We start from the raw sequence: 19,745 nt of genomic DNA, 5'->3' as shown, positions 1-19,745 counted from the left end.
ATTAGAAATCATGAAAAGAGCAGAAAAAAAAGTGGTTATCGTCACAGGAGGCGCAAAGGGAATTGGTCGTGAAACGTGTCTTTTGTTAGCAAAGGAAGGCGCAAAAGTGGCAGTGGTTGATATTCTTGATAAAGAAGGTCAGGCATTGGCTGAAAAAATAAACAAGTCTGGTGGTGTATCAAAATTTTGGCATCTTGATGTGAGTGATGAAAAAGAAGTTGAGAAAGTGTATGCTGAAGTCGTTAAAGAATTTGGCAAACTTGATGCCACCGTAAACAATGCAGGAATAGCCGGAGCAGATAAACCATCGACCGAAGTAACTGAAAAAGAATGGGATCTTGTTATGAATATTAATGTAAAAGGTGTGTTCTTTTGCACGAAATATGCCGTGCCTCACATGAAAAAATCGGGTGGCGGAAGTATTGTAAATATTTCTTCTATATATGGCATCATCGGTGCGGCAGATTTGCCAGCATATCATGCTTCTAAAGGCGCGGTTAGAGTGATGTCTAAAACCGATGCCATACAATATGCAAAAGAGAAGATTAGGGTCAACTCTGTGCATCCAGGTTTTATTTGGACACCTCTAGTGGAGGAGTTAGGCAAAGATAAACCAGGATTCCGTGAGCAATTGGATAGTCTGCACCCCATAGGTCATATTGGTGAAGCAATAGACATTGCATATGGAATACTCTATCTCATATCAGACGAATCTAAATTTACTACTGGAAGTGAATTGGTTATTGATGGCGGATATACTGCTAGATAAGTTAGTCCATACGTTTAAGTAATGGCGAACCTGTTAGGCATCCCGATACATCATGGCTTAAGAGAATGACCTAAGTCATTTTGCAATTACCCATAGAATTGCACCTTTATGTTTGGATGAAATCTGCAAGGATTCATCGCAATCCTTCAAAATCAAGAAACCCATGAAAAACACCGAAACCTATTCCCAGAAAAGTAACTTCAGAATCGTTGTAGAACACACGTATCTAAAGCTTGTGAAATCAAAAAAACAAGACGATAAAGTGACGTTTAACCAACAACTCCTAAAAATATTGCCAGAAGTTAAAAAATACATTAACGGAAGGCTTAATACTGCCATAAAAAAAGGACATTTCTCAAAAGGAAAGTACAAAGCAGATGATTTTTCAGATCAACTTTTTATTGAAATCTATGACCATATCGAAACCATTAAAGATGAAAAAGATTTCTATTTATGGGTGTTTAAAAAAACCAATGAATTATTGGAAGATACCATAATCGAAGAAGAATTTGATGATCTATTCTTTCAAAATATCGATGACTATTCTAAACCCGAATGGGACGCCATGCAAGAAAAGTTCAGTACCGATGGTGATGGTGATTTGTTGATGATTGAGGAATTGGATGATAGCTCGTACAATCATAATGATTATACGCTCAACCACGTTTTTATTGAAAATGACGAAAAAGAGATGACCGAAAAACTAGATAAGGACTTGAGTGAGGAAGCTGTCAATCTTCACATTCAAATGGTGTTGCACAATCTACCAGTATCCATGCGTACTGTTTTTGAGCTATCAACCCAACAACGTCTCGGTATAAATGAGATTGCCCAAGTCATAGATAGCACCGTTAAAGAAGTTGAACAACTTTTGAAGGATGCCCGAAACGCATTGCAAATAAGTCTTTTTAACAGATGTAGCACTAAAGCCACAAATGACTAAAAATCAAGTTATGAAAACAACAAATCAAAACCTAAAAACACAATTTCTATTGGGAGCGGGACTAGACGTTTTGCATTTTGAAAGTAAGGAATGGTTAGATGTTATCGCCTTTTGAAAAGATGAAGTTCGGTTTTTTGATGATTTATTAAAGAAAAAAGAAACTTCAAAAAAGAACAATCCTGAATACGAACAGATGCTGAAAAACCTGAATAAAATTCATGCAGATTTGTTCGACGATCTGGAAGATAGCATCCTGGCGCACGAAAAACTATTGGCAAGAATAGAAAAATCTGAAAAGGGATTGTCTGATGCCGATTACAGATCGCAACACCAACATCTGTTTTTGAAAATGAATACGTTTACCAGTGATTTTAAAAGCTTCAAAAAAATAGTTTTTGGCTATGTGAAAAAGCTCTAAATGATGTCTACTGAAGCAATGAATCCAGAATGTAAGCATTTTTTCAGTAGTTAATTTCTAAAATGAAAGCCTATGGAATTGTTAATATATAGTAGAACCTACGCAGAGGCGGATGCCATGCGTAACTTTATTGACTTTTACTATAGCCTTCACATGACGCATTTGGCCAGTGATTTATTGGCTAAAGGGCTTTCCCCGAAACAAATTTCAGATGCAGTGTTAAAGGCCACAAAAATCGCCAATGCTTTGGGTGTTGAGGTGCACAAGCATTTTAGGCCAGTTTTTAGTGGTATACGCCAAGATATCATACAAGACTGCAAACTCTCTGATTTGGGATTTGGGTTGGTATTGATGAATGCGGATACCAGCTTATCTGTGGTTGGCGAATTTCAAATGAATGTTTTGAAAAAATATTTGGATAGTAGATTTTGAGATTTATTCGGTTTTTTGCTTTTTTGCAGTAATTTCTTTCTCCCCAAGCCACCACTTGCTTTTTGTTGTTCTGATTAAAAGAGGTGCGCCATATGTAGTTTCTAATTTGGTGTTGATATAGGCCATCCCTTCGATCACAGAATCTGTGACCAGAAAGAGATCTAAATCGGTTTTAGAAATGGTTCCAATGTCTTGCATCACTTTAGTTTGCTCTAATAATTTGGACCAATACTCTTTACCAAATAACACCACGGGAAAATTGGATATTTTTTTAGTTTGGAGCAATGTAAGTGTCTCAAAAAGTTCGTCCATTGTGCCAAAACCTCCAGGAAATACAGCAAAAGCATAGGAGTATTTTAGTAGTAACACTTTTCGAACGTAAAAATGTTCCATGGCGATGTTAAAATCCAGGTACGGATTTGGCTCTTGTTCTTCTGGTAATGCTATACTACAGCCAATGGACTTGCCAGAAACATCTTTAGCACCTCTATTTGCGGCTTCCATAATGCCAGGGCCACCACCAGTCATAATGGTAAAACCCTTTTGTGCTGCTAACTGAGAAAATGCGCTTGCGCTTTTATAATACACATTGTCTTCGCCAAATCTTGCAGAGCCAAAAACGGTAATGCACGGATTTACAAAATGTAGTTTTCTAAAGCCATGAATAAACTCAATTACAATGGCAAGTAAACTCGTGAATTCCTTAAACCGGCTTCTTCTGCCACCAAGAAATTCTTCTTCTTTTTGATCCTGCCTCATACCTGACTATTGTTTTTCAAAAGTATAGTGAAGATCAAAGTTTTAAACTGATATAGATCAATTCAGAAGCTATTTTTTTTGACCTTTTTTTGTTAGATCATAGTATTTATTCATAGAATAAAACAGCATGTTAGGCGACTTAAACAGTAAACACATTGAACAGGTATTACACAGTTTAATTATTGGCAGAATTGGCTGCCATGCCGATAACAGAACTTATGTCGTTACTGTACCTATGCTTATGACGGAACATATATCTACGAACATACTACGGCAGGTTTGAAGATTGACATGATGCGAAAAAATCCGATGGGATGTTTTGATGTTTTACACAAGCAAGTCCTGCAAAAACTTATAATGAATGGAGGTGGGATTATCAGGTTTTATTTCATCTCAATTAATAATTTTGTTTAATCTTTTGTTAAATAAGTTAAACAGTATATGCATTGCCCTATCTTTGAGTATAAATCACCAATAAAATAAATTTTAAACAGATTATGGAAAATTCAAACGACAAAAAAACAGGACAAGACACTCCAAATATTGTAGGAGTTGCTGCAGGTAATGACGCTTTTGCCACTTTGGTAGCGGCAGTAAAAGCAGCAGGATTAGTGGATACATTAAGTGGTCAAGGGCCATTTACAGTATTTGCACCTACAAACGATGCATTTGATAAATTGCCAAATGGCACAGTAGAAAGTTTATTGAAGCCAGAAAGTAAAGATAAATTAACAGCGGTTCTTACTTACCATGTAGTAGCTGGAAAATTTGAGGCAGCAGCAGTAATGGATGCAATTGCTAAAAATGATGGAAAGTTTACAGTGGATACAGTTCAAGGTGGTCAAATTCACTTAGGTCTTAAAGACGGAAAAGTAATCTTAACTGATGCAAACGCAGGAACAGCTACAGTGGTAATCGCCGACGTAGCAGCTTCAAATGGTGTGATTCATGCTATCGACACGGTTGTAATGCCTAAGTAATTAAAATATTATTGCAATAAAGAGACTATTTTAAAAGATAGTCTCTTTTTTTTTTGATTTTTTTTTGTTAAAATTATTGGCTCTAGTTCAATCTAGCGTTGCTACTATTAATAAAATTGAAATCATAAAGCTTGTAAGTTGGCACAAACCTAGAAAATCGGATTATTACCTTTAGGATCAGGGAAAAAATAATTGGATTTTGGGCATTTTGTTTTTGCCCCTCCCGATAGATATCGGGACTAATGGGAGCCAAAACGCCGAAAATCGGTTATTTCAACCCTACCAGCCATTTTAGACTAGAGCCAATTTATTCTATTTTTTCCTAGGCTCATCAACGGGTCCCCCAAATAAAATCTGGTTGACCTCGCTTACTTTCTCCATTTGTTTTTAGGTTTTTATTAGGATGCCGAAAGACAGGTACTTTAGTTGTGGCTGCACCGGCATTTGGACTTGTTTTACGGATGTCTTGAAAGGGCTAAGTAAGATCTAAAGGTGTAGAAGTAATAAAAATCAATGCTCAATAGCCACTCAGTTTTTCAGGTCCTATTTTATTGAATCTCATAATTTATTGATAAAGGGTAATTATGTTTTGGGTTTATTAGTATCTGGTTTAAGACTCAAGACCAAACTCGCTAAGCTTTGCGTGAAGGATTGCAGCGGAAATCCCGCAGCACTTCTCCCGATGTTTATGGGGAGAAGTGTGAGGAATTGTAGCGGAAAGCCTGACCCTTGTGGTCACGCCCCAATTAAATATCACACTCTAGATCTTCAACTATTTTATTGAACACAACACTAGTTTGTGTTGAAAAAAATATAAGCTAGCCCCACCAAAATGACACTTCCAAAAGCATAGCTCACGCGTTTACCCGCCGTTTTTGAGCCTTTTAAAGCGGTGATGCCAAGTTTTACCAACATATTGCTTAGAGTGGCTGCAATGATAACCGATGTTGCGAGTTGTGTTTTTTCAGAATCCAATGAAAATTTTGCCATGCTTATGGTAATGGCATCAGTATCTGCCAAACCAGCGATAAAGGCTGAATAGTACAAACCGCGTTCTCCAAAAAACTGATTGCTATAAAACACAGCAAATAGAATGAGCAGATATATGGCACCAAAACCAATGGCATTGAGCATATCTAATGGATTGCCAAGTTTAATATTGGTGTCGGGTTTATTATCGTCCTTTCGCATTAAAAGCAAGGTAGCCACAATACAGACCAAGGTCAATAGTGCGAAAGGTAGGGCGAGATGTATTAAAATTGCGGCATTGAAAATATAGGTTAAAAGGGCAAGTCTAGGAAACATAATGGCAGATGCCACGATGATCCCCGCACTATATTTTTTAGATAATTCTGGCGACGCTTTGCTCTTTGAAGCGTAATTCCAGGCCACTGCTGTGCTGGATATGAGTCCGCCAAGAATTGCTGTGAGAATAATCCCTTTTTTAGAGCCTACAAATTTTACTAGAAAGTAGCCAATAAAATTGATCAAAGATACGATGACGATGATGGAGCCAATTTCAAAAGGGTTCAACAGGTTATCTGGGCCATAGTTTTTGTTTGGTAAAAAAGGAAGAATCAATAAGGCAATGATTGAGAATTTTATGAATGCAAAAAGTTCTACGGAAGTAATATTACTGATAATTGAAACGAACTTGGTTTTAAGGGAAAGCAAGGTCACAAGTATCACGGCTGTGGCCACTGCCTCTTTTAGAAATTCTGCTGAAACCATGACCCCCAGAATAAATGTGGCTATTAAAGCCAAATTGGTGGTGAGACCTTGCCCATATTCTTCTTGTTTTTGAGAAAAATGGTACAATGCCAAAAACAAAATGAAGCTGCCTAAACTTATGATGACTAGCCAATTGGAAAATTGTTGTGTAAGACTCCCTAAAGAAAAACCAATGATGGTAACAATAGGGAAGCTGCGTATGCCTGCAAACCCTTTGTCTTTAAGCTTGTCAAACTCCCTCTCTAAACCAAGAATAAGCCCAACACCTGTGCTAATTAAAACACCAAGCATGTAAGAGCCCACTAATTCATTGAGGTCTTGAAATGTTTGCATCTATTTTAATGAGATTACTGAACGGTTTCAATGGTGTTACATGTATTTTTCAAGAAATTTAAAAAACTCTTCTTTAAGTTCTGCGTAAATTTGTCTTTGTGTTTCTATACGGTTTCTGAACTCCACATGCTGCTTCGTCATTTGGGTATCCAATGCATCTGAGCCAGTTTTGCTTTGGCCGGCAATACGGGTTTCGTGTTTTTCAATGGTCTCATTTAAATCTTCAATGACGCTCCCATGAAGGATGAATTCATTTTGATAATGCTCAAGTTGCTCGAGAATTTTTTTATCTGTCCACCGGGTTACCAATTCACTCAATCTGTTGTTGAACGATTTTAGCTCGTCTTTCCAAAAATCGAGTTCTCCTTTCCACTGTTGGTGCTCAAAGTGCATGTTTTCGTTGTATAAGACTTTTGTGGCCATGATTTATGATTTTTAGTATTAGTATTCAATTTCAGTTTGTTATTTCCCTTATACCGCAAGTTACGGGCAAGTGGAATTTTTGTGCCCAGTGCGCTCATCAGGCTGCTGGGGTCATTATGGTTTTTGATTAGTTCTCAATCATGATCTGAAGATTTGCGTTATTCTAAACTTCTTCGAATATAATTCAAAGCAGCGCCGAGCAAAATGATCTGGGTCATTCACAAGGTATATTTTGGCTTTGCTCTTTTTATGGGAATAAATCGCATGTAATCATAACACTTTGTATGTGCTATTTATAATACCGATTGGGATTTCGAGTTGTGGTGCTGTAGCGTTTAGCTCTAGCTCCAAACAATTACACACTAGAATTTATAGGAGTAGGGTAGCAGTGATGTGTTATTTTAAAAAGCCCCAATATCAATCAAGGAAAACGCAATTAATGCACTAGTTGAAAAGCTTGTTTTGCAATCTCTAATTCTTCGTTGGTGGGAACTACCAGTATTTTTACTTTGGAAGCATCGGTATGGATTTCTCTAATATTTTGCGTCCTAAATTCGTTTTTGCTGTCGTCTAGAGCGATGTTGAAGCAATCCATATCGGCACAGATCAATTGTCTTAGCGTACTTGAATTTTCGCCGATTCCCGCCGTAAAAACAATGGCATCCAAACCGTTCATGGCGGCGATGTATGCGCCAATGTATTTCTTTATTCGGTAGGCATTCATTGCTAAAGCCAGGACGCAATGTGCATTGCCTTTTTCTGCTTCGGCTTGAATATCCCTTAAATCACTGTATCCTGTAAGACCCAACATGCCGCTTTTTTTATTGAGTAGTTTATCGACTTCGTTTAAGCTATAGCCTAAATTATTGACCAAATGAAACACAATCGAGTGGTCGATATCGCCACTGCGGGTTCCCATGATTAAGCCGGGAGAAGGAGAGAAGCCCATACTATGATCTATGCTTTTACCATCCATAATTGCGGTTATGCTACAACCATTACCTAAATGAATGCTAATGATTTTCGACCTTTGCAGCTGTAAATACGCAATTGCCTGTTCTGAAACATATTGGTGGCTGGTTCCATGAAAACCATAAAGCTGAATCCCATGGTCTTCATAAAAATTGTTGGGAATGGCATACTTCTTGGCTTTTTCAGGAATGCTTTGATGAAAAGCAGTATCAAAAACCGCGACTTGTCTTGCCAAGGGAAAAAATGCTTCAGCAACAAGGATGCCCACAAGATTACTAGGGTTGTGCAAAGGCGCTAAAGCAGCATACTGCTGAATCTCTTGCTTAACTTCCGCAGTGATTAAAGCGGTTTCTGAAAAAGAATTTCCCCCATGAACCACGCGATGTCCAACCACTTCAATCTCGTTGCTTTTTTGAATTACCCCTGTTTCAGCATCAAGTAGTAGGTCCAAAATTTTGTGCAGTGCTTCTTGATGCGTTTCTATGCGCCCTATTTGCTGTATGCTAGTGTTGCTTCTCGTGTAATTTAGAATGGCGTCTTTATGACCAATACGTTCTACTAGACCACTACAAATCAACGCTTCGGAAGGCATCTGTATTAACTGAAATTTTATGGAAGAGCTACCAGAGTTGATTACCAGTATGTTCATAGGTTTTTTTGTTTTAAATATCCTGGGCTTGAATGGCCGTTACAATAACGGTGTTAAAAATATCATCTACCGTGCAGCCTCGGCTTAAATCGTTAACAGGTTTGTTTAAGCCTTGTATTACTGGCCCAATGGCTAATGCTTTGGTTTCGCGCTGCACTGCTTTATACGTATTGTTTCCGGTATTAAGATCGGGGAAAATAAAAACGTTTGCCTGACCTGCAACTTCAGAATCTGGAAGTTTTATTTTGCCCACTTTTATGTCAACCGCAGCATCATATTGAATAGGGCCTTCTACTTTTAGATCTGGTCGTTTGCTTTTAACGATTTCCGTGGCTTTTCTAACGCGTTCCACATCTTCTCCCACGCCCGAAGTCCCAGAAGAATAAGATAACATTGCAATTTTAGGTTCAATCCCAAAAGCAAGACTGGTCGCTGCCGAGGAAATGGCGATTTCTGCCAATTCTTCTGAAGTAGGATTGGGATTGATCGCACAATCGCCATATACTGAGACACGATCTTCCAAACACATAAAAAACACCGACGAAACAATAGAAGCCTCCGGTTTGGTTTTTATAAATTGAAGTGCTGGTAGAATGGTGTGTTGTGTGGTATGAATGGCTCCAGAAACCATACCATCGGCATCTCCCTTATAAACCATCATTGAGCCAAAATAAGACACGTCTTCCATCAAATCTTTAGCCATCGCGAGATTGACGTTTTTATGTTTGCGAAGTTCATAGAGGGTTTGCGCGTAGGCTTCAAAATGGACAGATGCAATGGGGTTTATGATGTTGATGTTATTCAAATCCAGTGCAATGCCAAGCGTCGCTATTTTTTCTTCTATCTGTTTTCTATCTCCAAGTAATGTGATTTTTACCGCGTCCAAATCGATTAACTGTTTTGTGGCGGTTAAAATGCGCTCATCCAGTCCCTCAGGCAAAACAATGTGCTTTTTGTTGGATTTTGCTTTTTTCAATAGGTTATACTGAAACATTCTAGAGGTGATCCCACTTGTTTTGAAGGTGATGAGACGATTTACCAGCGCATCCACTTTTACATACTTTTCAAAGTCCTGGATGGAAGTTATGATCTTTTGTGTGTTCTCAGCATAAATTCGTGATTTTATGGTGCCAATGGAATTTGCGACAGCAAAAGTGCCTTCGTTTGTTGAAATAATTGGAACAATATCTGAAAGCCCTTCTATGAGTTTAATAATTGATTCTTCGGGTATAAGACCACCCGTAAGCACAATACCAGATATGGATGGATAATTTTCTGAAATGTTTGCCTGCAAGGCTCCTAAAATAATATCGGCCCTGTCGCCCGGCGTGATGACCAAGCCATTTTCTTTTAAATGCGTGAGGTAATTGCGCAGTTGCATCGCTCCAACACTAAAATTGCCCGCTTGATTATTGATGTAATCGGCTCCAAAAAGTACTTTTGCCTGGAGTACTTCCACAATTTCTTTTATTGAAGGATTTGCTAAAATAGGATTCGTGGGGATGGCACCGACAATGACCTGTGAAGGCAAGTATTTTTCCAATTCAGAAACCACTAAAGCCTGATTTTTGTCTTCTACTTTATTAGCGATGACAGATAATACCTCAACCCCTTTTTCTTCGAAGGAATCAAAAGCCATCTGTAAGTTTCCTACAAGTTCTTCCAATGTTTTGCCAACACCACTTGCTAAAATTATTGCTGGCACACCCAAATTTTTGGCAATCAATACATTAATATCAAATTCTATGATAGAGCCTTCGCCAGTGAAACTTGTTCCTTCCACCAAAACAAAATCAAAGCGGTCTTCAATGGCTTTATACTTTTCAATGATCTTGCTAATGATCTCATCATCTTTGTCCTCATTTTTCATCTTAATGACTTGGCTTCGGGTAAACGCATAGGCATCTTCAAACTTTATATCCAAATTGAAATAGGTCGAGACTGTATTGATATGGTTATCGATTTTCCCTGGCTTGAAGTCGTCAATGATAGGTCTATAGTAACCTACTTTGGCAGCCTTTCCCAATAGCGATTGCATCATTCCCAAAGAGACAATGGATTTTCCGCTGTTGGGTTCGGTGGTGGCAATATATATGGCTTTGTTCATTTTTAATATTTTATCAAAAATAAGAAACCTTAGGCATTCCATTCGCATAGACCGGCATTATTGCCAAGATGTTTTCTATTCATACTAAAATGACTTTAGTTAATACTTTTATTTTGGATAGCTTGGGATTGGGTTGTTCCTCATAGTGTTTTCAATCATGGTTTTATGCAAATCCTGATCGCATTCCTTTAGTGCACGGGGAATGTGAATATTACTTCGCCGGGTGTTTTAACACTTCAATTGGAGCCAGATCCCAAAGTATTTACACTTGTAAAAAATTCTTCTGTAGAACCTTGACATAAAGAATCACACGGTAAAAAGATGCAATAACAAATAGGATAAGTCCCAATTAAGATGGATTTGTACACTGATTTTGATTTTAAGGCTAGGCTGTTATGGCTGGATGGGGCTTAAGTATTAAACTAGATCAGTTCTTTAGGGTTAAAAATGTACTGTTGTTACTTAAGGTCTTGATTGTTTTTATGGCATGGATTCTATTTCTTGTTTTTGAGAAGCCTATCCAGTCTTTTAATAATTTGATCTGTAAAAACCGATACATCCACCATAATGGATGCGCCTGTTATCGCATCGATATTTTCCATTTGTTCCAGACCGTTCCATGAGGTTGTTAGCATCACTATCTTCTTTTCCGATTCAGGACTTTTGTCCATGAACGCTTGAACTATTTCGGTGGGGGCGCCGGCCTCCCAACTGTGAAGCATAAGGATGGCATCAAAATGGGCAGCATCTGTATTTGCCAAACCCTTGACCTTAATGACATCAACAGCCACGCGGGAAGCATTGTAATGCTTTAAGACCCTCGCAGCAATAGAATCTTTAAAAGGACTGCCCATTGCGGCAATCAAGAGCTTTCCATCTAAAGCAGTGGAATTGACCTCTTCGTCATTGGGAACGTCCAGAGTGTAGGTGTGTTTATACCAATATAAAAAAAGCAGGGATGCACAAAGCAGAAGTATGGTAACCAAAATCAGTTTTTGTGCGAAATTGAAGTTTTTCATTGGTTTCGATTGTTTTCCGTCTTTTTGCTGTTTTTCTCTTGTTGTTGTGATTTTCACATTCGTGGAACAGATGATTAGTTTAGTGCCTATAACCTACTCATAACGCAGGGCATCAATAGGGTTTAATTTGGCTGCTTTTAAAGGGTAGGGGTGCTAATGGAGTAAGTACTAATTATGCTGTTCAAATTTCTGGGTCGACCATTAGTGCGATTGGTATTGGACAAGTTTCAAAATAAAAAACCACAACGGCTAGGAGTGGGAGGTTGGATATGGGATAAAACAGAAAACGATCATCCGCTTTTTTGTGTAATCTTATAATCTTATAGGTTAGCGACCGTAAAAAAGTACGGCCATCATTGATATGATGGCCGTTCAGCTTCCTGTTCAAGGTAGTTACATCGTAATTTCTGTTGTGGCTAATTCTGAAATATCGATTTTTACTAGGTTTGTTTCTACTTTGTTTTCGGAAGTTGATATCCATTGTATGGACTTTTTGTATCTGTAAATCTCATTGTTTTGTTTAGGATCCATGACCATCAAATAAATCCATTCGTTATCGAGTAGGGTCTTTAAGCTGCTGTTCCTAGCTAGAATTTTCGACACACGGGAGATGGGTGCTTGAATCATGACCGATAATCGCAAAGGTTGGTGGTACATGGCATCATCTGAAAGGTATAGGGATTGGAGAGGCAGTCCCATTTTGAGGTCGCCGCCATTTCCTTGAACCACACCAAATTTGCCGGTTATGTTATGGGTTATTTTAGAACCCCCTCCAAAAATGCTGTTATCCACCGTAGAAAAGTAGTAGTGGTTATTAATCCATTGTGTCACGACCATTGGCCCTTGCATGATGCCCTCAAGCGAAGTGCCAGAAATGTCTAATTCCCAATCGTACGAATGAAGAAAGCAGCGACTATCCAGGTTGGTATGCTTAGTAAGATGTCTGGGTGCAACGATGAAGCCCGCATTTTGAGAAAGGCCCCATTCTGGTCGTGTTTCGCCCCAATCGTTTGCTTTTTGTTGTGCCGTGGATACGCTGTTGCCTTTGGAGCCCAATCTATTTTGGGTGGCTGTTTGCTGTGCTTTTGAGAGATTGCTTTTTAAATTCTTGATAAGCTGCCCGTGAGACTCTGGAGCTTCCGAATCAAAAAGAACGATGTCGTCGGTTGTGGTATTGTGTTCTGCTCCTAAAAAGAGTGTAGCTTCTGGAATCAAAATATCGTGAGTTTTTGCCAAAGCGTCTCTAACTTCTGGCAAGTTGGCAAGTTTTGCCAGCATTCGTGCATTGTGTCGTCCTGGGCTTGCTGCACAGGCACCGCAATCTAAGCTCGAACTAAATGGGTTGTTGGCAGAGTGGCTTCCGTGGCCTACAAAAAGTACCAAAGGCGCAAACTGTTTCCAGCCCATCAGGTCGAATGCCGATTTTACAATCCCCACTTTTTCTTCCAGCGGAATTCCAGGCGCATCTGTTTTCTCTTGCAGTGCTCTGTTGATGTTAGGTTGGCAGGTCGCTTCCATGTGGGAAGCGTTTTTTTGATTTTTCCGATAGATCAAACCAGGCGCTAGTGTTCTTGCCATCAACGACAGCCCGTAATAAAACCCAGACCCTTCAACATAACCAAAGGCCGATGGCAGCATGTTTTTCATGCGTTTAAGGAAATAATCCGCGAATTTTATGAGCTCATTTTTCGTTCCGTATGCCAAAAATTGTGCTTTTTTGTCTGCTTGGGCTGTTTCTGAAACGGTGTATGCCGAAGCTAAAATTGGCGGACAGGATTTACGAGTGATACCATCATTTAAACTCTGGTAATCCATGGCGATGCCAAAAAATCCAGCATAACCAAAGGTTTCGTAATTGCCTTTGGATTCCACATGTCTTCGGATGAGTTCAGACCGCGTATCGATACAAAACACCATCTGCGCATCTGGAAGTGCCGCTGCATTTTTAGATGCCGTGGAAATAGCTCCGTTTTCCAGAGTCTTGACCAACTGGTTTTGCCAGCTTTGTTCCCAGGCTTGTAACCAAAGGTGTTGCAGTTTCGGTATGAGGTCATTCGGAATATCTTCTGTTTTTTCTGGAAGTATCGGGACATTCAATTTATGGGCTGTCCAAAGTCGTGCTGCCAAATAATCCATCAAGTCTATCGGGAAGTCTTTTTGCCAGTCTGAATTGGATTGCGTACGATGATTGATATAGCCTGTCCATCCAGGGAGTGCTGCCAAATGATGGGTAAATAATTTGGTATAATCCGTTTCAGGATAATCCTTTAAAAGCTGTTCCAATGTTTCCGCACTTGTTTTCGGAATTTCCTTTAGCGAGTTTGTTCCCATTTCAGAATCGTAAATAACCAAAAGTCTCCAAGCGGTGTAGAAGCCTTCACTTCTATAGGGCATATCCCATTCTGCAAGGCCTTCATCCAAAAAGGCAGACAACCATTTTGCCATGATACGGTCTACAGCGTGATTGCCATTCAATTCTTCCGTAGATTTTTGGGACTCCAAGAGTTTCAAATAGACCTCTGGAGTTTCAGATAAACCATTTGCTTTCAGAAGTGAAATCATCACCTTCTTATCAATATCGCCCTTTTCCCATGCTTGCCGATAGAGTCTTGCCGCTGGAAAGGCATTGGCATTGAAATGCTTCTGGGCTGAACTTACTGCTTCCTCAAACGATGCGTCTTCATAACCCGATAAAGGATTGGAGGCTACAAAAGTGTATAAAGGCCATGTTTTACCAATCACTTTTGAAGCCTCATTAATGCTGTTTAGAATAACTTGGTTCATATTGATTTTGATTTATACATTAATACTGAGTTCTTATAGGGTTGGGAAATGTTCATTAACTTGACATAGAGCCAAGGCAGTTTTTTATAGACTCCCAATTTCATGATGAAAAAACCAAGTAGAAAGATGATACCAAAGGTGATTTGTACCCATGTTAAAGGTATTGGCTGCGCAACCATTGGCATATCCAACATGAGAATGCTAACGCCATTGTACATCAAAGCATAAATACCTATTCCTGCAACAAAAAGTACCGCTGGGACAAGGATTTTTTGCACTAAGGAAAGACTTTGCTCCTTGACCATATTGTAAGTGGCCTGGCCCACAGTTATGGCAACAATGAGTGTTAAAAAAACACCACTATCCATTTCCAGACCTTTGCCGGTCCAGATTGCAAATAAGTAGGCGCCAAGACCGCCAAATAGCAACACAGCAAGGGCTTGAAGTGGTTTGATTTTTAGTTGAACATGTTTTTCTGGCGTCGTCTGCGCTATTTCTTCCCCAGAAGACAAAAACAAATAGGCTTTATAGAATCCGTGTAGGATTAAATGTGCCACTGCCGCATTGAAAAAGCCTAAACCACATTGCATAATCATAAAACCCATTTGGGCAATAGTGGAGCAGGCCAATTTTTGCTTGACATTGACCTGTAGCAGTTTTGTGAATTGGGCAATTATGGCGGTAAGCCCGCCGATGATAAATAGAATGGTCAAGGTATTGGACGCAAATAAAAGCGTTGCAAATAAAGCCAATAAAATCCCTGCACCATTAACGAAACCTGCATGCATCAACGCTGAAGCTGGCGTTGGTGCAGTCATGGCAGAAAGTAACCAGCGGTGAAATGGATACATTGCCGATTGTACAACCGCTGCCGAGATAATGCACAACGCCGATGGTATAAGTATGTAAAGTGGTAATTCGCTCACAACGGTAGACAAACCGCTAATTGTAAAGGTTTTGCTATAAAAAGCCAATAGCAATAAACCTATGGTTAAGAAAAGCGTACCGATCAAAAAGTACTTTTGGGTAAATTTTGAGGCCTCTCTGGCTTCGCCCCATGTTTTATCGATACCTATCAACTGAGACATAAAAATCCCCATGATTAACCAGCTAAAAATTAAGAGTACAACATGGTTGGACATGACCAAGAGCATTACCGATAAGGTAAAGCCCAAGCAAAGCATCATAAATCGGGAATGGAATTTAAATCCTGATAGGTAGTTCCCGGCATAACTGCCTATGATGGCACTAAAAAATGTGACGGTGGTCCAGATTAGAATTGTAAAGCCATTGATCCTGAACAAGCTTTTCCAGCTCCATTCTGGCATGTTGAAGAAGTTGAGTGTTAGAAATGCGAGGTTTCCAAGAAACAGAAGCCATAACAGCAAGGTCACAAATCTGGAAACCATGGGCTTACGCGTGTCAATTGGGTCACTTTTGGTGCTTTGTGGGTGCATTGAATCTAAATGATTTTCGAGTGTCATTATGAAGTATTTAGTGAATTTAGTTCGCATTAGCGGCTTAAGATGATGCAGTTGTTCGATTGGTTTTTCAAATATCTAAAGCGATACAAGGCCGTTCTTTAAGTTGGGTCTGTGTAATTTTTTCTATCTGAATTTGGTTCGTTTTCATTGCTTTTGCCTAGCGTCCTTGCAAAATAAACCATGCTGAGTATGAGACTGCAAATAATGAGCTTATCTAAAAAAACATGGTTGTTAAAATAAGATATGCCAATAAAAAACAGCAAGATCCCTAAGCCAACGATTGGTAGAATTTTTGATTTTGAGAATGACATCTGTGGTTTGGATTTTCTTTTAGTTATCATTAGGCAACGGTTATTTCGAGAATACCATTTATTTTTAAATTTTGACCAGAGCCCCTTTTGCTATTGATAAACTCGCGAGCAGTCGCTTTTTCTTTTTCAAGCTCCCCGATACGTCCATCAAGTTCGTCAGTCTTACAGGTGTGGTTGCCTTCCCACATTTGAAGTCTTTGTAACTTGTGAAAATTGATTTTCTCGTTGATCAGATTGATAATAATATCTGAAGCTTCAGAGGGCGTAAATTCGCCTTTTACCAGTTGAATTTTTTGACTTACTTTTTCGGTTTGTGCTAATTCCTTTGTTTTCATTTTAATTGAATTTTTTAAAATTATTAGATATTGTATGTATTCACCGGCACAAAGATTATATATATAATTCATTTATTTTTATTTATATTTGTAATGTCATGTATAAAAAATATTTATGAACTACACGCTTCATCAACTTCATATATTCCTGAAAATAGCTGAACTAAAGAGTATTACAAAGGCTGCGGAAACCTTGCATTTAACTCAGCCAGCCGTTTCTATACAGCTCAAAAATTTTCAGGATCAGTTCCCTATTCCACTTACGGAGGTGGTGGGAAGACAACTGTATGTAACAGACTTCGGATTGGAAATCGCCACTGCTGCAGAAAAAATCCTGAATGAAGTACATGCCATTAATTATAAAACGCTTGCCTATAAAGGGCAACTTTCGGGGAGGCTAAAAATCTCCACCGTTTCCACTGGAAAATACGTCATGCCTTATTTTTTATCTGGTTTTATGAAGCAAAATGAAGGGGTTGATTTGATTATGGACGTGACCAATAAAACACGGGTTGTGGAAAGTTTGGAATTGAATACCGTCGATTTTGCATTGGTGTCGGTCTTGCCAAAAAAATTAAAAGTGAATAAAATTACCCTGATGCAGAATAAACTCTACTTTATTGCCAGTAACAACTTGGAAATCAGAAAGGGTATGTCTAGAAAAAAGATTTTTGAAGAACTGCCTCTAATTTATCGTGAGCAGGGCTCTGCGACGCGAAATGCAATGGAAACATTTATTGCGAACAACAATTTCTCGGTGCGAAAAACAATTGAATTAACCTCCAATGAAGCTGTAAAGCAAGCGGTGCTTTCTGGTTTGGGATGCTCAATCATGCCACTCATTGGCATTAGAAATGAGTTGAGAAATAAAGAATTGCAAATTTTGACGGTTAAGGGACTTCCTATTGTTACGGCTTGGAATTTGATTTGGCTAAAATCAAAAAAACTATCCCCACCGGCAGTGGCTTATCTTGAATATCTAAATAAGGAAAAGGAAAGAGTGATTGACGAGAAATTTGCCTGGGTTGATACCATTTAATTAACCACAGCTGCATCGAAAAAGCCTTGCCTAACCGTATTCTATTGCCTATATCGCGATGATTGATACCATAACAATTGAAGTCCATACCGGTTAATAAACATGGTTTTCTGTTGCCCTATTATCGTAAATAAGCGAAAATTTGACTTATTCCTTTGGCTTCCTCGCCATTGACTACCATTTTTTATTCTGAAAGCAAAACACCAAAATCCAGAAGTTGAAAGCTTATATAATACCTTGCGTTTCGCTTTTTATAAGTGCGCAGCAATTCAAAACTTGAAAAGACATAAGCAACAGCAAAGGTTAATCGTGATGCCGCTATGGTATGCAAGACTTCAATGAAACCATACGAATCTCACAAAAACGATGAGCACTTTAATTTCCCTAAAGTAAAATACCTGAAACATGAAACACACATAAAACCCTCATCCAGGAGATCAATTTAAAAAGAACCAAAATAAATACGTTTTCACAGACTTTTTTATTAAGTTTTGCTAAAAAATACGTCTCTTTGAAAAAACAACTTATGGATCAATCAACATTGATACAGGCTATAACCCAGCAAAAACAAGAAATTAATGTGTCTGTCACCTTAAAGCAAGAATCTCAGCGGTTTACGACCTTGCTATTTAATGTATTATTTGACCGAGGCACAGACGCTGAGAAAGCACTTGTTGAACTTGAGGCTTTGTTTCTTAAGATTAGAGACCTGGCCTGTCCAGAAATTAAGGGCGCTCCTTGCAAAAGGTGGGAAGACTTTACTCAAATCATCCCAGATTTATTTGGCAGTTTGAAAAAGGATGCCATGGCCATTTACAACAATGACCCTGCAGCCCGATCTATTGAGGAAGTTTATTTGGCCTATCCGGGGTTTTTTGCCATTGCCATCTACAGAATGGCAAGAGAGTTTTTTGTCTTGGGATTACCGCTCATCCCGCGATTAATGACAGAATATGCACACCAGCTCACCGGCATCGATATTCATCCGGGAGCCCAAATTGGGAGTTCTTTTTTTATTGATCATGGAACAGGTGTGGTTATTGGCGAAACAGCAGAAATACATGACAATGTCAAAATCTATCAAGGGGTTACTTTAGGCGCCTTAAAGGTCAAAAAGCAACTTCAGAATATAAAAAGACACCCCACCATACAAAAAAATGTGGTCATTTATGCAAATGCCTCTATTTTAGGCGGAGATACCATTATAGGAGCATACAGCGTGATAGGAGGGAACACTTGGTTGACCGAATCTGTTGCAAAAAACTCCATAGTCTTGCACACTCAAGATACTCAAATCATTACAAAATCGCACAAGTCCGATGAACAAAACGATAATTGATCTAATAGGAAATACGCCTTTGGTAAAATCGATGGTATTGAATACAAACCCAAATGTGAGCTTGTATTTTAAACTCGAGGGAAACAATCCGGGAGGAAGTGTGAAAGACAGGGCGGCATATAATATGATTAAAACGGCACTGGATACTGGGCAAATTGATAAAACATCCAAACTCATAGAGGCTACTAGCGGAAACACTGGTATCGCACTGGCAATGATCGCTGGGATATTTAAATTGGAGATAGAGCTGGTCATGCCCGTCAATGCCACAAAAGAGCGTGTGCAAACCATGAAGGCCTACGGCGCGAAAGTGACTTTGCATCCCGACGGCATAGAAGGTGCTCGGGATTACGTCATCGAAAAAGTTGAAAATGAAGGATACTACACGTTTGATCAATTTGCAAATGAGAACAACTGGAAAGCGCATTATAAAACCACAGGTCCAGAAGTTTGGCGAGATACCAATGGAGAGGTGACACACTTTGTTTCCTCTATGGGCACCACGGGAACCATTATGGGCACCTCTAGTTTTTTAAAGGAGCAGAATAAAAACATTCAAATTGTAGGTGTGCAGCCTACTGATGGGTCTAGCATACCTGGGATAAGAAAATGGGCAGAAGCATATTTGCCGAAAATATTTAATGCCAGCAAAGTAGATAGAACCATCGAAGTAAGCGAAGACGAAGCCGTGGCAATGACCAAAAGATTGGCGAAGGAAGAAGGCATCTTTGCAGGAATGAGTAGTGGAGGAGCCACCACAGCAGCTTTAAAACTGGCGAACGAACTAGAGAGCGGGGTTATAGTAAGTATCATTTGTGATCGTGGGGATCGCTATTTGTCGTCAGACCTTTTTGAATAAAGTCACAGGCAACCCCTAAAGCTACTAAAACAAATGGTGGCCTGCTTGAAACTTTAGTG

At 39.1% G+C, this 19,745-nt stretch carries 18 protein-coding genes; 8 read left to right on the top strand and 10 right to left on the bottom strand.

All coding sequences use genetic code 11. From position 1 onward, the window contains the following. Positions 1–10 precede the first annotated feature (10 nt). The 4 genes from ESY88_RS04940 (at position 11) to ESY88_RS04925 (ending at position 2,562) form a co-directional block, all read left to right on the top strand. Positions 11–769, top strand: coding sequence for an SDR family NAD(P)-dependent oxidoreductase (locus tag ESY88_RS04940; protein ID WP_147085533.1), 759 nt, complete (start codon positions 11–13; stop codon positions 767–769). 163 nt (positions 770–932) lie between these two features. Then, entirely contained in the window at positions 933–1,712 is a 780-nt protein-coding gene (locus ESY88_RS04935) for an RNA polymerase sigma factor (protein ID WP_147085532.1), read from the top strand. Positions 1,713–1,905: 193 nt separating this feature from the next. Further along, on the top strand, positions 1,906–2,130 hold the full coding sequence (locus tag ESY88_RS04930; RefSeq protein WP_147085531.1) for a hypothetical protein: 225 nt from the start codon (positions 1,906–1,908) through the stop codon (positions 2,128–2,130). 72 nt (positions 2,131–2,202) lie between these two features. Continuing rightward, positions 2,203–2,562: a hypothetical protein gene (locus tag ESY88_RS04925; protein WP_147085530.1), complete on the top strand. Its 360-nt coding sequence runs from the start codon at positions 2,203–2,205 to the stop codon at positions 2,560–2,562. Positions 2,563–2,565: 3 nt separating this feature from the next. On the opposite strand, the gene ESY88_RS04920 is transcribed toward ESY88_RS04925, so the two are convergent. Next, positions 2,566–3,321 carry an LOG family protein gene (locus ESY88_RS04920; protein WP_147085529.1) on the bottom strand — a complete coding sequence of 252 codons (756 nt, stop codon included), beginning with the start codon at positions 3,319–3,321 and terminating at the stop codon, positions 2,566–2,568. Between the two features lie 497 nt (positions 3,322–3,818). Between ESY88_RS04920 and ESY88_RS04915 the strand changes: the two genes are divergently transcribed. After that, positions 3,819–4,301, top strand: coding sequence for a fasciclin domain-containing protein (locus ESY88_RS04915; protein ID WP_147085528.1), 483 nt, complete (start codon positions 3,819–3,821; stop codon positions 4,299–4,301). A 792-nt stretch (positions 4,302–5,093) separates the two neighbouring features. On the opposite strand, the gene ESY88_RS04910 is transcribed toward ESY88_RS04915, so the two are convergent. The 9 genes from ESY88_RS04910 to ESY88_RS04870 form a co-directional block, all read right to left on the bottom strand. Then, positions 5,094–6,365 carry an MgtC/SapB family protein gene (locus tag ESY88_RS04910; RefSeq protein WP_147085527.1) on the bottom strand — a complete coding sequence of 424 codons (1,272 nt, stop codon included), beginning with the start codon at positions 6,363–6,365 and terminating at the stop codon, positions 5,094–5,096. 36 nt (positions 6,366–6,401) lie between these two features. Further along, the gene (locus tag ESY88_RS04905; protein ID WP_147085526.1) at positions 6,402–6,788 is read right to left on the bottom strand and encodes a hypothetical protein; all 387 of its coding nucleotides are present in this window, start codon (positions 6,786–6,788) and stop codon (positions 6,402–6,404) included. 436 nt (positions 6,789–7,224) lie between these two features. Further along, positions 7,225–8,409, bottom strand: a complete 1,185-nt coding sequence (locus ESY88_RS04900) for an acetate/propionate family kinase (protein WP_147085525.1) — start codon at positions 8,407–8,409, stop codon at positions 7,225–7,227. 13 nt (positions 8,410–8,422) lie between these two features. Beyond that, entirely contained in the window at positions 8,423–10,516 is a 2,094-nt protein-coding gene (gene pta, locus ESY88_RS04895) for a phosphate acetyltransferase (RefSeq protein WP_147085524.1), read from the bottom strand. A 494-nt stretch (positions 10,517–11,010) separates the two neighbouring features. Then, positions 11,011–11,535, bottom strand: coding sequence for a hypothetical protein (locus ESY88_RS04890; protein WP_147085523.1), 525 nt, complete (start codon positions 11,533–11,535; stop codon positions 11,011–11,013). A gap of 393 nt (positions 11,536–11,928) precedes the next feature. After that, on the bottom strand, positions 11,929–14,319 hold the full coding sequence (locus tag ESY88_RS04885) for a DUF2309 domain-containing protein (protein WP_147085522.1): 2,391 nt from the start codon (positions 14,317–14,319) through the stop codon (positions 11,929–11,931). Next, a complete protein-coding gene (locus ESY88_RS04880; RefSeq protein ID WP_147085521.1) occupies positions 14,316–15,803 on the bottom strand; it encodes a proton-conducting transporter transmembrane domain-containing protein in 1,488 nt (495 codons plus the stop codon). Before ESY88_RS04880 ends, ESY88_RS04885 begins: the two co-directional genes overlap by 4 nt. A gap of 98 nt (positions 15,804–15,901) precedes the next feature. Beyond that, the gene (locus tag ESY88_RS04875; protein ID WP_147085520.1) at positions 15,902–16,144 is read right to left on the bottom strand and encodes a hypothetical protein; all 243 of its coding nucleotides are present in this window, start codon (positions 16,142–16,144) and stop codon (positions 15,902–15,904) included. Continuing rightward, positions 16,144–16,449, bottom strand: a complete 306-nt coding sequence (locus tag ESY88_RS04870) for a hypothetical protein (RefSeq protein WP_147085519.1) — start codon at positions 16,447–16,449, stop codon at positions 16,144–16,146. Before ESY88_RS04870 ends, ESY88_RS04875 begins: the two co-directional genes overlap by 1 nt. Before the next feature lie 115 nt (positions 16,450–16,564). On the opposite strand from ESY88_RS04870, the gene ESY88_RS04865 reads away from it, so the two are divergent. From ESY88_RS04865 to cysM, 3 genes are all read left to right on the top strand, one after another. Further along, the gene (locus ESY88_RS04865) at positions 16,565–17,488 is read left to right on the top strand and encodes a LysR family transcriptional regulator (protein WP_147085518.1); all 924 of its coding nucleotides are present in this window, start codon (positions 16,565–16,567) and stop codon (positions 17,486–17,488) included. A gap of 511 nt (positions 17,489–17,999) precedes the next feature. Then, positions 18,000–18,827: a serine O-acetyltransferase EpsC gene (gene epsC, locus ESY88_RS04860; protein WP_317128658.1), complete on the top strand. Its 828-nt coding sequence runs from the start codon at positions 18,000–18,002 to the stop codon at positions 18,825–18,827. Continuing rightward, positions 18,808–19,686, top strand: coding sequence for a cysteine synthase CysM (gene cysM, locus ESY88_RS04855; RefSeq protein ID WP_147085517.1), 879 nt, complete (start codon positions 18,808–18,810; stop codon positions 19,684–19,686). The genes epsC and cysM overlap by 20 nt, the downstream gene beginning before the upstream one ends. Positions 19,687–19,745: the final 59 nt, after the last annotated feature.

The organism is Subsaximicrobium wynnwilliamsii (genome assembly GCF_007997225.1).
Taxonomy (GTDB): domain Bacteria; phylum Bacteroidota; class Bacteroidia; order Flavobacteriales; family Flavobacteriaceae; genus Psychroserpens; species Psychroserpens wynnwilliamsii.
The sequence above is the reverse complement of the archived record's forward strand: the minus strand, read 5'-3'. Positions and strand labels throughout refer to the sequence as shown.